Origin of the sequence: Azonexus sp. R2A61, assembly GCF_021401135.1 — a bacterium.
In the GTDB taxonomy this organism is placed as follows: Bacteria; Pseudomonadota; Gammaproteobacteria; order Burkholderiales; family Rhodocyclaceae; genus Azonexus.
Genome location: NZ_JACBFO010000002.1, coordinates 436,768 through 450,502, shown reverse-complemented (window position 1 = coordinate 450,502; position 13,735 = coordinate 436,768). Strand labels below are relative to the sequence as shown.

The window sequence follows — 13,735 nt, the reverse complement described above, 5'->3', positions numbered from 1 at the left end:
CCGGGAAAGACCTTACTGCAATGAAGACTTTCAGCTTCCTTTCATGTTTGCGTGGTTCAATCGGAGCTTGTCCGAAAAAACTCGACGTCATGAAAAGAACCTGCCTGCTGCTGCTTGCCGCCTGCGCCGTCCAGGCGCTGGCCGAAACTCCGCCGTCCACCAGCCGCCTGACGCTGAACGAATCCCAGGTGCGCGCGCTGGGCATTACGCTGATCGATGTCGATGCCGGCGGTGTTGCCGGCAGCGTGCGCTTGCCGGCCCGGGTCGAAGTGCCGCTGGCGCAGATGCGCGTGCTGGCCGCGCCGATCGGCGCGGTGGTCGATACGCTGACGGCGGTGCCCGGCATGAGTGTGCGCAAGGGGCAGTTGCTGGCCCGCCTGAGCAGCCCGCAGGCGCTGGAAATCCAGCGCGATGCGCTGCAGGCGGGGGCGCAGGCCGAACTGGCCCGGCAGTCGCTGCAACGCGACGAGCTGTTGTTTGCCGAAGGCCTGATTCCCGAAGCGCGGCTGCAGGCCACGCGGGCTGCTGCCCGCCAGGCTGCCGCCCAGTCCGGCGAGCGCTCGCGCGGCCTGGCCATGATCGGGGCGGCGGCCGGCCGGTTGGCCGGAGAACTGGAATTGCGGGCGCCGATCGATGGCACGGTGCTTTCTCAGGATGCCCAGCTCGGCCAGCGGCTGGAAGCCGGGGCGGCGATCTACCGGATCGGCTGGCTGTCGCCGCTGTGGCTGGAAATCCAGGTGCCGCAGGCGATGGCGGCCGGCTTGCGCAACGGCGATGCGGTCAGGGTGCTGCGACCGGCGGTCAACGGTCGGATCGTCGCGGTCGGTCGGGCGATCGATGCCGGCAGTCAGAGCCTGAGCGTGCGCGCCGAGGTTGGCGACGGTGCCGCGCAACTGGCGCCGGGACAAAGCGTCGAAGTCGAGCTGGTCCGGCCGCTGTCCGGCGGCAAGGCGATTCCCGCTGCGGCGCTGGTTCGCCAGGCCGGCCAGACGCTGGTCTTCGTTGCCGCCGCGGGCGGCGGCTACATCGCCCGCCCGGTGCGTGTGCTGGCTGAAAGTGCCGGCACGGTTACGGTCGACGGCCTGGCTGGCGGAGAAAAGCTGGTCGTTACCGGCGTCTCCGGGCTGAAAGCGATGCTCGGCGGACACAGGGCGCCGTGATGCTCGAACGCCTGATCCGTTTTGCGCTGACCCAGCGCCTGTTCGTGCTGGTGTTGAGCGTGTTGCTGGTGGCGGCTGGCGTCGCCGCTTTCATGGGCTTGCCGATCGATGCCTTTCCCGAGGTGTCGACGACCCAGGTCAAGATCATCCTGAAGGCGCCCGGCATGACGCCGGAAGAGGTCGAAACCCGGCTGGTCGTGCCGATCGAGCAGGAAATGCTGGGCATTCCGAAGCAGCGCCTGCTGCGCTCGACGTCGAAATACGCACTGACCGACATCACCATCGATTTCGAAGACGGCACCGACATCTACTGGGCCCGCCAGCAGGTCGGCGAACGCCTGGCGATCGCCATGGACAGCCTGCCGCCGGGCGTCAGCGGCGGGTTGGCGCCGATCACCACGCCGCTCGGCGAAATGTTCATGTTCACCATCGAAGGCGATCTGCCGCTGGCCGACAAGCGGACGCTGCTCGACTGGGTGATCCGCCCGCAGTTGCGCACGATCCCCGGCGTCGCCGAGGTCAACAGCCTGGGCGGTGAGGTGCGGACGTTCGATGTGCGGCCGGATCCGCTGGAACTGGCGGCGCGCGGTTTGTCGCTGGGCGAACTGCAGGCGGCCCTCGAAGCCAATAACCGCAACGACGGCGCCGGCCGCCTGAACGACGGCGAGGAGTCGCTGCTGGTCCGGGCCGAAGGTGCGATTGCCACGGTCGACGACGTGCGGGCCATCGTTTTGCGCACCCGCGACGGACGTGTCGTGCGCGTCGGCGACGTTGCCGAGGTCGGTTACGGTGCCTTGACCCGCTATGGCGCGGTGAGCCGCGACGGCCGGGGCGAGGCGGTCGAGGGCCTGGTGCTCGGCCTGCGCGGGGCGAATGCCCGTAAGGTCGTCGACGGGGTCAAGGCGCGGCTGGCCGAGATCGCGCCCACTCTGCCGGCCGGCGTGCAGGTCGACGTGTTTTATGACCGCAGCCGGCTGGTGGACCGGGCGGTCGGCACCGTCGCCCGCGCCTTGCTCGAAGCCAGCGTACTGGTCGTGCTGCTGTTGCTGGCCTTCCTCGGCAATCTGCGGGCGGCGCTGGTGGTGGCGCTGATGCTGCCGCTGTCGGCGCTGGCCGCTTTCATCATGATGCGGCTGGCCGGCCTGTCGGCCAACCTGATGAGCCTGGGCGGGCTGGCCATCGCCATCGGCATGCTGGTCGACGCCGCGGTGGTCGTCGTCGAGAACGTCGAGAGCCAGCTGGCGGCCGACGATCCGGCCAGCCGGCGGCTGCCGGCGCTGCACCTGGTGTTCCGGGCGACACGCGAGGTGGCGGCGCCGGTGGCTTCCGGCATTGCCATCATCATCATCGTCTTCCTGCCGCTGCTGACGCTGCAGGGGCTGGAAGGCAAGATGTTCGGCCCGGTGGCGCTGACCATCGTGTTCGCGCTGTCGGCGTCGCTGCTGCTGTCGCTGACCGTGGTGCCGGTGCTTGCCTCGTGGCTGATCCGCCGCGGCAGCCACCATACGCCCTGGCTGGTCGCCCGCCTGGCGGCGATCTACGACCGGGTGCTCGATTCGGCGCTGCGCCATTCCCGGCGCTACGTGATTGCCGCGCTGCTCGCCCTGGCCGGCGCCGCCGCCGCCTTCCCGCTGCTCGGCAAGAGCTTCATGCCGACGATGGACGAGGGCGACATGATCATGCAACTGGAAAAGCTGCCGTCGATTTCGCTGGAGCAGACGCTGGCGCTCGACCAGCGCATCCAGCAGGCGATTCTCGAGCGCGTGCCCGAGGTCCGCTCGATCGTTGCCCGCGCCGGCGCCGATGAACTCGGGCTGGACCCGATGGGCCTCAATCAGAGCGACAGCTTCCTCGTGCTGCAGCCGCGCGATACCTGGCGACAGTCCGACCCGGCCTGGCTGGCCGACCGGCTGCGCGAGGTGATGGGCGATTTCCCGGGCGTCGGTTTTTCGTTCACCCAGCCGATCGACATGCGGGTTTCCGAAATGCTGACGGGCGTGCGCGGCGATCTGGCGATCAAGGTTTTTGGCCCCGATCTGCCGACCCTGAACCGTCTTGCGGTCGACATCGAAAATACGGTGAAAAAGGTGCGCGGTGCCGAAGATACCTTCACCTTGCAGAACGACGGCGTGCAATACCTGCAGGTGCGCATCGACCGTCTGGCCGCCGGCCGTCTCGGGCTGCCGGTCAACGAGGTGCAGCAGGTGCTGAAAAGCCTGCTCGAAGGGCAGCGGGCCGGCGTGGTCATCGAGGACGGCCGCCGGGTGCCGTTGGTCCTGCGCGGGCCGGCCCGGCTGCGCGACGCACCGGCCGAATTCGCCGCCTTGCGGCTGACCCTGCCCGACGGCGGCAGCGTGCCCTTGGCCGAGGTGGCGCGCATCGAACGGGTCGATGGGCCGGTCAAGGTGGATCGCGAAAACGCCCAGCGCTACGTCGTCATCCAGTCCAACGTGCGTGGCCGCGATCTGGTCGGCTTCGTCGATGAGGCCCGGGCGGCGGTGGCCCGCGAGGTTCCGCTGCCGACCGGCTACCGGCTGGTCTGGGGCGGCCAGTTCGAGAACCAGCAGCGGGCCGCCGCACGGCTGGCGCTGGTCGTGCCGATCGCGCTGGCCCTGATCTTCTTCCTGCTGTTTTCCACCTTCGGCTCGGTGCGCCAGGCGCTGCTGGTCCTGTCCAACATTCCTTTCGCGTTGATCGGCGGTGTCTTCGGTCTGCTGATTTCCGGCGAATACCTGTCGGTGCCGGCGTCGATCGGCTTCATCGCGCTGCTCGGCGTCGCCGTGCTCAACGGGGTGGTCATGGTCAGCCATTTCAATCAGTTGCTGGCCCGTGGCATGGCGCTCGGCCAGGCCGTTGCCGAAGGCGCCCGGCGTCGCCTGCGGCCGGTGATGATGACGGCCTGCATCGCCGCCTTCGGCCTGGTGCCGATGCTGTTCGCCAGCGGCCCCGGTGCCGAGGTGCAACGGCCGCTCGCCGTCGTGGTGATTGGCGGTCTGTTGAGTTCGACGGTGCTGACCCTGGTCCTGCTGCCCATCCTGTTCCGTCGCTTCGGCCTGCCGGCCGTCGTTACCCGTCGGGAGAAAATCGATGTCTGATGTCCTGCTCACCCTGGTCATGCCCGCCGATCTGGCGCAGACCGTCGAAGATCTGCTGCTTTCCCATCCCGATCTGGTCGCCGGGTTCACCGCCAATCACGGCGAGGGGCACGGCCCGCTGGTCGATCTGCAGGCCGATGCCGATCTGGTCGCCGGTCATGCACCGCGCACGACGATCCGCACGCTCGGTCGGGCGAGCGACATGCAGGCCTTGCTCGCCGTGCTGCGCAGCGAACTGGCCGGTGCCGGCCTGTTTTACTGGATCGTGCCGGTGCTCGAGCGGGGGCGGCTATGAAAACCCGCCTGTGCCTCGCCCTGTGGCTGGTCAGCACGGCGGCCGCCGCCGACTGGCCCGGCCTGCCGCCGGACGAAACGGTACGGCGCATGTTCGACGAGCGTCCGGAAACCCGGGCGGCGGCCAGCGAACTGGCGGTCGGCTCGGCGCAGCGCGAACGCTTGCTTGCCGGTCCCTACGAATGGACCTTGCGACTGGGCGGCCAGCAGCGGCGCAGTGCGCCGCCGGAGGCCGAACGCCAGCGTTTCGGCGAGTGGAACAGTGCGCTCGAACGCCCGTTCCGCCTGCCCGGCAAGGCCGGCCTCGACGGCGAACTGGGCGACGCGACGCTGGCCCGTGCCCGGTCGGCCTATGGCGACAACCAGCATGAGGCCCGTCGCCAGTTGCTGGTCGACTGGTTCGCCTGGCGCGCCGAAACGGCAGCCTGGCGGCAAGCGCTGGCGGCTCGCGACAGTTTCGCCCGTCAGCTCGCCATCGTCGAACGGCGGCTGGCGCTGGGCGACGCTTCGCGGCTGGAACTGACGCTGGCCCAGGCGGCACATGCCCAGTCGGAGGCCCAGGCGCAATTGCTGGGGGCGGAGGCAGCGCGTCAGCGCGAACAGTTGGCGCGCCGCTATCCCGGCCTGCCGCTGGTCGACGACGAGGCCTTGCCGGTGCCGCAGGCCTTGCCCGGCGACGATGAAAAATGGGTGGCGACGCTGGTCGACCGCAGCCATGAACTGGCGCTGGCTCAGGGCGAGCGCCGGATTGCCGAACTGGGCGCGGCGCGGCAGCGCGCCGAGCGGCTGCCCGACCCGGCGCTGGGGGTCGCCTTTTCCCGCGAGCGGGGCGGCGAGGAGCAGGTGCTCGGCGCCTTCATCAGCATTCCGCTGCCCGGTGGTGCCCGACGGGCCGGCGAACGCGCGGCGGCCGCCAGTGCCGATGCGGCAAACCAGCGCCTGCTGGCGGTGCGCCGCGAAGTCGAACTGGCCGCGGTCAATCAGCTGCGTCGTGCGCGGGCGGCATTGCTCGCCTGGGAGGCCGCCGAGCTCGCCGCACGCCGGCAGGGAGCGGCAGCCGACATGGCGCAGCGTGCCTATCGGCTGGGCGAGGGCAGCCTGAGCGATCTGCTGCTGGCCCGTCGGCAGGCCGGCGAAGCCGCCCAGCAGGCGGTGCGCTTGCAGGCCGATGCATTGCATCAAGCCTATCGGGTAAGGCTCGACGCCGAACAATTGTGGGCCGACGAGGCGCCGGCGGAGACGGCCGGCTGAGCGCCGCGTCGTCGCCGGCGCAGGCTGTCGGGCGGCGGAGCATGTACCATAGCGGCTTTCCGTTTTTCGGCGGACCGCAATGGCATTTTTCTACGAGTTGCTGATCGGCTTGCGCTATACCCGCGCCAAGCGCCGCAACCATTTCATCTCCTTCATCTCGCTGATCTCGATGGCCGGCATCGGGCTCGGCGTCGCCGCCCTGATCGTCGTGCTGTCGGTGATGAACGGGTTCCAGAAGGAATTGCGCACGCGCATTCTCGGTGTCGCCTCGCATATCCAGATCACCGGCGTCAGCGGCGAGCTGGCCGACTGGCCGGCCATCGCGCAGCAGGCGCTGGCCCATCCCGAGGTGAAGGCGGCGGCGCCTTTCGTGCAGTCGCAGGCGATGTTTTCGGTCGATGGCGGGGTCAAGGGCGCACTGGTGCGCGGCATCCTGCCCGACATGGAAGACAAGGTCGCCGATTTCCGCCGGACGATCAAGAGCGGCAGCCTGGACGATCTGAAACCGGGCGAATTCGGTGTCGTGCTCGGTGCCGATCTGGCGCGCTCGCTGCGGGTGTTTACCGGCGACAAGGTGACCCTGATCGCACCGCAAGGCACGGTGACGCCGGCCGGCGTGGTGCCGCGCGTGCGTTCCTTCCGCGTCGTCGGCATCTTCGAAGTCGGCATGTACGAATACGATTCGGGGCTGGCGTTGATCCACTTGCAGGATGCCCAGCGCCTGTATCAGATGGGCGACATGGTGAGCGGCGTGCGCCTGAAGGTGGACGACCTGTTCCAGGCGCCGCGCATCGCCCGCGAACTGGTCGGTTACATCAACGCCGATGCCTATCTGCACGACTGGACCAAGAGCCACGCCAATTTCTTCCGGGCGGTGCAGATCGAGAAGACGATGATGTTCATCATCCTGTCGCTGATCGTCGCCGTCGCGGCCTTCAATCTGGTGTCGACGCTGGTCATGGCGGTGACCGACAAGCAGGCCGACATTGCCATCCTGCGCACGCTCGGCGCCCGGCCGCGCTCGATCATGGCGATCTTCGTCGTGCAGGGGGCGCTGGTCGGCGGCATCGGGCTGCTGCTCGGCGTCGTCGGCGGCGTCGCGCTGGCGCTCAACATCGACGTCGTGGTGCCGGCCATCGAACGGCTGCTGGGCATCCAGTTCCTGTCCAAGGAGGTCTATTACATTTCCGACCTGCCGTCCGACCTGCAATGGGACGACGTCTGGCGCGTCACGGCGATCGCCTTCGCGCTGTCGCTGGTCGCCACGCTCTATCCGAGCTGGCGGGCGGCGCGGGTCAATCCGGCGGAGGCGCTGCGCTATGAGTGAGATCATCCTGCAGGCGGCTGGCCTGTCCAAGACCTTTACCGGCGGCGGACTGGAAGTCCCGGTGCTGAGCGGCGTCGATCTGGCGGTCGAGGCCGGCCAGACGCTGGCCGTGGTCGGCGCCTCCGGCTCCGGCAAGAGCACGCTGCTGCATTTGCTCGGTGGTCTGGATACGCCGTCGGCCGGCAAGGTCAGCCTGATGGGGCGCGATTTTTCGACGCTCGGCGAGGTCGACCGCGGCGACTGGCGCAACCGCCACCTCGGCTTCGTCTACCAGTTTCACCACCTGCTGCCCGAGTTCTCCGCCGTCGAGAACGTCGCCATGCCGTTGCTCATCCGCCGCGCCAGCAAGGCCGAGGCGCTGGCCGCGGCGGCCGACATGCTGCAAGCGGTCGGTCTTGGCCACCGGCTGGAGCACCGGCCGGGCGAACTGTCCGGCGGCGAGCGGCAACGCGCCGCCATCGCCCGGGCACTGGTCAGCCGGCCGTCGTGCATCCTGGCCGACGAGCCGACCGGCAACCTGGATGGCCAGACGGCGGCAACGGTGTTCGAACTGCTGCTCGATCATGTGCGTCAGCAGGGGGCCAGCCTGGTCATGGTGACCCACGACCGCGAGCTGGCGGCGCGCGCCGACCGGGTGGCCGAATTGCGCAGCGGCGTGTTGCCGGCCGACTGAGCGGAATCAGCGCTGGCCGCGGCGACGCCGGGCCAGCGTCACCCAGATCCGCCAGGCCAGCCGCGTCAGCAGCCAACCGCTCAGGGCCAGTCCGCTGGCCAGCACGATCAGGCCGAGAGCGAGCGGTTCGGCCACCTGCAGCATCCACTGCTGCATGGCCTGCGTCCAGCCGACGAAATCGGTTGGCGCGAACGCCGGCGGGGCCAGGAAACCGTTGCCGTCGCCGAGCAGCAGCCGGCCGATCTGGTAAGCCAGCAGGTAGAGCGGAACGATGGTCAGCGGATTGGTGTACAGCGTGGTCAGCAGGGCTAGCGGCAGGTTGACGCGGAAGAACAAGGCGCAGGCTGCGGCGCCGATCATCTGCAGCGGCCCGGGAATCAGCCCGCAGAACAGCCCGGCCGCGACGCCGCCGGCCGCCGAGCGCCGGTTCAGGTGCCACAGGTCCGGATGCAGCAGCGAATTGGCGAACGGCCGCAGCCAGCGGTTGTTTTCGACGGTGCTGCGGTCCGGCAGGTATTTTTTCAGAAACTGACGCATCGGCCGATTATCGCAAAAATGTTCCGAAATCCCGGTCGACCGCAAAATCGTGTCATGATATTGGCATGGTTCATCGGGTCCATCTTGCCGTGCTGCCGTTTGCCGCCGGCATTCTCTGGGTTCAGCAGTCGGCGCAATTGCCTGCCTGGCCGCTGTGGCTGACCGTGTCCGTGGTGGCCGGAGCGACCATCGCCGCGCTCGCCGGATCGACCGGGGACATCCGGCAACCGGGCGCCCTGCCGGCACATCGCTTTGTGTCGGTCCTGCTGTTGCTGGCAGCGTTCTGTGCCGGCGTCGCCTGGTCGGCATGGCGTGCCGAGCAGCGACTTGCCGACCGCCTGGATGAGGCCTGGGAGGGGCGCGATGTCGTCGTCAGTGGTGTCGTCGTCGGGCTGCCCAACGATTTCGGCCGCGGCGAAGGCTTCGAATTTGCCGTCGACACGGTGTCGACCGCAGGTGCCGTGGTCCCGCGCCGCCTGCAGCTGAACTGGTATCGCCCGGCCGCTCGGGCCGACGTCCTGCCCGAACTGCAGCCCGGCCAGCGCTGGCAATTCACCGTCCGCCTGAAGCGGCCGCACGGTGGTGTCAATGTCGGCGGTTTCGATTACGAGGCCTGGCTGCTCGGGCGCGGCATCCGGGCCACGGGTTACGTCCGGCCGGGGCCGGCGGCGCTGCTGGCGGCGACCGTCTGGCAGCCGGAGGCGCTGATCGCCCGCTCGCGTGCCGCGGTTCGCGCCCATTTCGAGCGGGCGCTGCCGGCCGCCGATCATCCCTGGCGGGGCATCCTGGTCGCCCTGGCGATCGGCGATCAACGGGCGATCGACGGCGGCTTGTGGACGGTGTTCAACAAAACCGGCGTGACGCACCTTCTCTCGGTGTCCGGGCTCCATGTGACGCTGGTCGCCGGGTTGTTCGGCGCGGCCGTCGGCGGCTTGTGGCGCCGCGTGCCGGCGCTGGTCCTGCGCTGGCCGGCGCAGAAGGCCGGTTTGCTGGCCGCCGGCGCGATGGCCTTGTGCTATTCGCTGCTCGCCGGCTTCGGCGTACCGGCGCAACGCACGCTGTACATGCTGTGGGTGGCGCTGGCCGCACTGCTGGCGGCGCGCAATGTCGCCGCCGACCGGGTCTGGGCGCTGGCCCTCGGCGTGGTGCTGGTGTTCGATCCGTGGAGCGTGCTGGCGCCGGGGTTCTGGTTGTCCTTCCTGGCGGTCGGTGCCTTGCTCTACATCGGCAAGGCGCAGCGCGAGACCGGTGGCTGGCGGCGCCAGTTGCGGGCTTTCGGCGCCGTGCAGTGGGCGGCGACGCTGGTCACGCTGCCGGTGCTGCTGTTCGTGTTCCAGCAGTTTTCGCTGGTGTCGCCGCTGGCCAATGCGCTGGCCGTGCCGCTGGTCAGTTTCGTCGTGACACCACTGGCCCTGCTCGGCGCGGTGATCCCGTGGGACGGCGTGCTGATCGCCGCGCACTGGCTGCTCGATCTCCTGATGCACTTCCTGTTCTGGTGTGCCGACTGGCCGCTGTGGCAGGCCGCGCCGCCGCCCGTCTGGAGCCTGCTGCCGGCGCTGGCCGGCGTCGTGCTGGCGCTGGCGCCCAGCGGGGTACCGGTCAAGGGGCTCGGTTTCGCGCTGCTCCTGCCCTTGCTGTTTTGGCCGGGGGAAGGTGTGCCTTTCGGCGAGGCGCGCATCGATGTGCTCGATGTCGGGCAAGGGCAGGCGGTGGTGGTGCGCACCGCGAATCGCGTGTTGGTCTACGATCCCGGGCCGCGCTACAGCCCGGATGCCGATGCCGGCCAGCGGGTGCTGCTGCCTTTTTTGCGTGCCCAGGGTGTCGACCGCATCGACCGGCTGATCGTCTCGCATGCCGACGCCGATCACGCCGGCGGGCTGGCCGCCTTGCAGTCGGCGCTGCCGGTGGGCGACCTGTTGTCGTCGGAGGCCGGCATCGGCCGCGCCTGCTTGGCCGGCGAAGGCTGGCGCTGGGATGGCGTCGAGTTCGCGTTGCTGCATCCTGCGGTCGACGATGCCGATCTGGGAAAAAACGACCGCTCCTGCGTGCTGTCGGTGCGCAGCAGCGGCCAGCGGGTACTGCTGGTCGGCGACATCGAAGCGGCGGCCGAAGCCCGGCTGGCAGCGCGCGGCGACGATCTGAAGGCTGACCTGCTGCTGGTGCCGCACCACGGCGCGCGCACCTCGTCGTCGGTACCTTTCGTGCTTGCGGTCGACCCGGCGCATGCGGTGTTTTCCGTCGGCTACCGCAACCGTTTCGGGCATCCGCATCCCGGCGTCGTCGACCGTTATGAGGCCGTCGGCGCCCGGCTCTGGCGTACCGATCGCGACGGTGCGCTGCAACTGGCGATGCGCCCCGACGGCCTGCAGGTCGCCGCCCGGCGCGAGGTGCAGCGGCGCTACTGGCATGGACGGTGATACATTGCAGTCATAAGCCAGAACAAAAGGAGACGAGACATGAGCGCCAAGCAACATACCGTCCAGTGCCTCAGCCCGGCCGGTCTGCACCGGATGTCCTACCTCGAATGGGGGGCTTGCGACAACCCGCGGGTCCTGGTCTGCGTGCATGGGCTGACCCGCAATGCCCACGATTTCGATGCCCTGGCCGAAGCCCTGGCCGTCCATTACCGCGTGATCTGTCCGGACATCGTCGGCCGCGGCCTCAGCGGCCGGCTGCGCGATCCGGCGCACTACGCGATCCCGCAGTACGTGGCCGACATGGTCACGCTGATCGCCCGCCTGAACGTGGACAGCGTGCACTGGCTGGGCAGCTCGATGGGTGGCCTGATCGGCATGGCGCTGGCGGCGCAGGAAGGCTCGCCGATCCGCCGTTTGATCCTCAACGACGTCGGGCCGGTGATCGAGGAAGCGGCGCTCGTGCGGATCAGCGAATACGTCGGCCTCGACCCCGACTGGGCCAGCTTCGACGAAGCGCTGGCCTGCGTCCGCACGATCAGCGCACCGTTCGGTCCGCTCACCGACGCGCAGTGGCGGGCACTCACCGAACACAGCGTGACGCAGCGCCCGGACGGCCGCTGGGCCTTCCGCTACGACCCGCGCATCGCCGAACCTTTCCGCACCGCCTACGCCGGCGGCGACATCAACCTGTGGCCGGTGTACGACGCCATCGCCTGCCCGACGCTGGCGATCCGCGGCGGCGAATCCGACCTGCTGTCGCGCGACGTCTGGCAAGCCATGGCCGGGCGCGGTCCACGCGCCAGACTGGCGGAAATCCCCGGTGTCGGCCATGCGCCGATGTTCCAGGACGACACGCAGATCGCCATCGTCCGCGACTTCCTGCTCGCCGCATGAGCACCCCGGCCCGGCCTCCCGCCGGGGAGAAATCCTCCGCCGACGACGCGCTCGCGCAAGCCCAGGCGGTACCTTCGGCGAGCCACGTCACCGTCCGCGGCCTGCGCCTCGAAGTGCTCGACATCCCGGCCAGCCGCCCGGGCCGCCCGCCGCTGGTGCTGCTGCACGAAGGGCTGGGCTGCATCGCCCTGTGGCGCGATTTTCCGCAGCGCCTGGCCGCCGCCACCGGCTGCCGCGTTCTTGTCTGGTCGCGCCCCGGCTACGGCGATTCCGACCCCTGGCCGGACGCCCGCACGCCGCGCTACATGCACCGCGAAGGGCAGGAAATGCTGCCCGCTTTTCTTGCCGCAACCGGCGTCGACCGCCCGATCCTGATCGGCCACAGCGACGGCGGCAGCATCGCCCTGATTCATGCCGCCGCCCACCCGCAAACGCCGCTCGGCCTGGTCGTCATGGCCCCGCACGAATTCGTCGAGCCGGAAACCCTGGCCGGCATCCGCCGCGCCCGTCAAGCCTGGCAGACCACCGACTGGCCGCAACGTCTGGCGCGCTACCACCGCGACGCCGCGCAGGTCTTCGCCGACTGGAACGACACCTGGCTGTCGGCCGCTTTCCGCAACTGGAACATCGAAGACTGCCTGCCCGCCATCCGCTGCCCCATCCTCGCCATCCAGGGCGCCGACGACGAATACGCCACGCTGCGCCAGATCGACGTCATCGCCGAAAAATCGGCAGACTGCCAACGCCTCGTCCTGCCCGACTGCGGCCATTCCCCGCACCGTGATCAGGCAACGAAGGTGGTCGAAGCGATTGCCGGCTTCGTCGACCGGCTGGCGCGCTGAAGGGTTTCATCAAGTTCCGGCGTTGGATATGGCGGGTGCAAGTTGTGCTGAAGACAGGCGGGTATTTTGTATATGCTTTTCGGGTTTTCTGCTGTCTGATCTGGCTGGCTTTTCAGGGGGGAATAATGCGGGGAAGCGCCGAGTTGCGGTTTGTACATGGGGCTTCGGGTTTCGCGTTTGCCAGCTTATTGGACAGTTTTGTCGTCCACCACTAGTTAGGGGCTTTTTTCCATGACTAAAAAGAACCGGCTCAATATCGCAATAGCGGTGACCTTTGGACAATTGATTGGAACAGAACTTATCGGTCCCCATCTGCCAAGTTGGCTGAATTGGCTTGCCTTTCCCACATCACTAATTGGAGGTGCATTCATTTTCGCAGGGCCTTTTATCGGCCTACTCGTTGCCACAGTCGGCGCAATAATTTTGACGGCTTTGTCTTACTGGCTCCTTGGCTTTTTCATAGAGGCTCCAAGTGAAACCAACACCCAACAATCACCTCGGCGCCTTTAACATTCCGCTCCAGCCGACCGTCAAAAAGCTGCGCTTTTTACCGTCGGCTGAGCTTGCACGCTAGGATTTATATGCAGTCCCTCAATGAATTTGAAGTCTGGCTAAAGAGTCATCTTCCGGAAGTAGCTGCTGATTTGAATGCTGGGGCTACGGAAGAGGAGTTGGAGCGCTTTTCTATTACCCTCGGTGTCACACTGCCAGATGACTTCATGCGGCTTTACGCTTGGCATAATGGCCAAGGAAGGCGAACAAATGCCGGGCCTTGGTATGGCCTCGGTTTCTTACCTCTCGATCGCATCCAGCAAGAGTGCGAGATGTGGAGGCAAGTGCTCAAGGAATCCAGCCAAGAATCGCTCACGAGCCTTGCCAGTCGCATGAAATCAACACCTCCTGGCTATGTTAAAAAGCAATACGCCAACGACTGTTGGATTCCGTTCGCGTATGACTGGAGTGGAAACTACTTGGGAATTGATCTGAGTCCCGATGAATATGGCTCGTATGGCCAAGTCATCAACTTCGGTCGCGATGAAGAGCGAAAAATCGCAGTGTCACCAAGCATTGGTACGTTCATAGACTGGATGGTGAGCGAACTTGGTTCTGGAAACTTCAACATCAAGGAGGAAAGCGATGGTGGGCGAAGCTTCAATACGTTGCGTCCCGAGAAGTACCATTTCCTTGATGCCCTGGCAGTACTCTTTCCTGAATCCTAACCCTCCAGACCACACGGACCTTGCG

General features: G+C 67.5%; 12 protein-coding genes. 11 read left to right on the top strand and 1 reads right to left on the bottom strand.

Annotation, left to right across the window (positions count from 1 at the left end):
- The first annotated feature begins 89 nt into the window (after positions 1-89).
- The 6 genes from L0962_RS07220 to L0962_RS07195 all read left to right on the top strand — a co-directional run bounded on the left by L0962_RS07220 (position 90) and on the right by L0962_RS07195 (position 7,800).
- Positions 90-1,160, top strand: coding sequence for an efflux RND transporter periplasmic adaptor subunit (locus L0962_RS07220; protein ID WP_234085676.1), 1,071 nt, complete (start codon positions 90-92; stop codon positions 1,158-1,160).
- The gene (locus L0962_RS07215; protein WP_234086221.1) at positions 1,160-4,255 is read left to right on the top strand and encodes an efflux RND transporter permease subunit; all 3,096 of its coding nucleotides are present in this window, start codon (positions 1,160-1,162) and stop codon (positions 4,253-4,255) included. The genes L0962_RS07220 and L0962_RS07215 overlap by 1 nt, the downstream gene beginning before the upstream one ends.
- Positions 4,248-4,550: a DUF3240 family protein gene (locus L0962_RS07210; protein WP_234085675.1), complete on the top strand. Its 303-nt coding sequence runs from the start codon at positions 4,248-4,250 to the stop codon at positions 4,548-4,550. The genes L0962_RS07215 and L0962_RS07210 overlap by 8 nt, the downstream gene beginning before the upstream one ends.
- A complete protein-coding gene (locus tag L0962_RS07205) occupies positions 4,547-5,800 on the top strand; it encodes a TolC family protein (protein WP_234085674.1) in 1,254 nt (417 codons plus the stop codon). The genes L0962_RS07210 and L0962_RS07205 overlap by 4 nt, the downstream gene beginning before the upstream one ends.
- A gap of 79 nt (positions 5,801-5,879) precedes the next feature.
- A complete protein-coding gene (locus L0962_RS07200) occupies positions 5,880-7,127 on the top strand; it encodes a lipoprotein-releasing ABC transporter permease subunit (protein ID WP_234085673.1) in 1,248 nt (415 codons plus the stop codon).
- Positions 7,120-7,800 (top strand): ABC transporter ATP-binding protein, encoded by a 681-nt coding sequence (locus L0962_RS07195; RefSeq protein ID WP_234085672.1) that lies wholly within the window; start codon positions 7,120-7,122, stop codon positions 7,798-7,800. Before L0962_RS07200 ends, L0962_RS07195 begins: the two co-directional genes overlap by 8 nt.
- 6 nt (positions 7,801-7,806) lie before the next feature.
- Here the strand turns inward: L0962_RS07195 and L0962_RS07190 are convergent, their stop codons facing one another.
- Positions 7,807-8,337, bottom strand: coding sequence for a DUF2062 domain-containing protein (locus tag L0962_RS07190; RefSeq protein ID WP_234085671.1), 531 nt, complete (start codon positions 8,335-8,337; stop codon positions 7,807-7,809).
- Positions 8,338-8,402: 65 nt separating this feature from the next.
- Here L0962_RS07190 and L0962_RS07185 point away from each other — a divergent pair, with 65 nt between their 5' ends.
- From L0962_RS07185 to L0962_RS07165, 5 genes are all read left to right on the top strand, one after another.
- A complete protein-coding gene (locus L0962_RS07185) occupies positions 8,403-10,754 on the top strand; it encodes a DNA internalization-related competence protein ComEC/Rec2 (protein WP_234085670.1) in 2,352 nt (783 codons plus the stop codon).
- A 39-nt stretch (positions 10,755-10,793) separates the two neighbouring features.
- Positions 10,794-11,648, top strand: coding sequence for an alpha/beta fold hydrolase (locus L0962_RS07180; RefSeq protein WP_234085669.1), 855 nt, complete (start codon positions 10,794-10,796; stop codon positions 11,646-11,648).
- A complete protein-coding gene (locus L0962_RS07175; protein ID WP_234085668.1) occupies positions 11,645-12,490 on the top strand; it encodes an alpha/beta fold hydrolase in 846 nt (281 codons plus the stop codon). Before L0962_RS07180 ends, L0962_RS07175 begins: the two co-directional genes overlap by 4 nt.
- A 231-nt stretch (positions 12,491-12,721) precedes the next feature.
- Positions 12,722-13,000, top strand: coding sequence for a hypothetical protein (locus L0962_RS07170; protein WP_234085667.1), 279 nt, complete (start codon positions 12,722-12,724; stop codon positions 12,998-13,000).
- Positions 13,001-13,071: 71 nt separating this feature from the next.
- Complete coding sequence (locus L0962_RS07165) at positions 13,072-13,710, top strand: SMI1/KNR4 family protein (protein ID WP_234085666.1); 639 nt, start codon at positions 13,072-13,074, stop codon at positions 13,708-13,710.
- Positions 13,711-13,735: the final 25 nt, after the last annotated feature.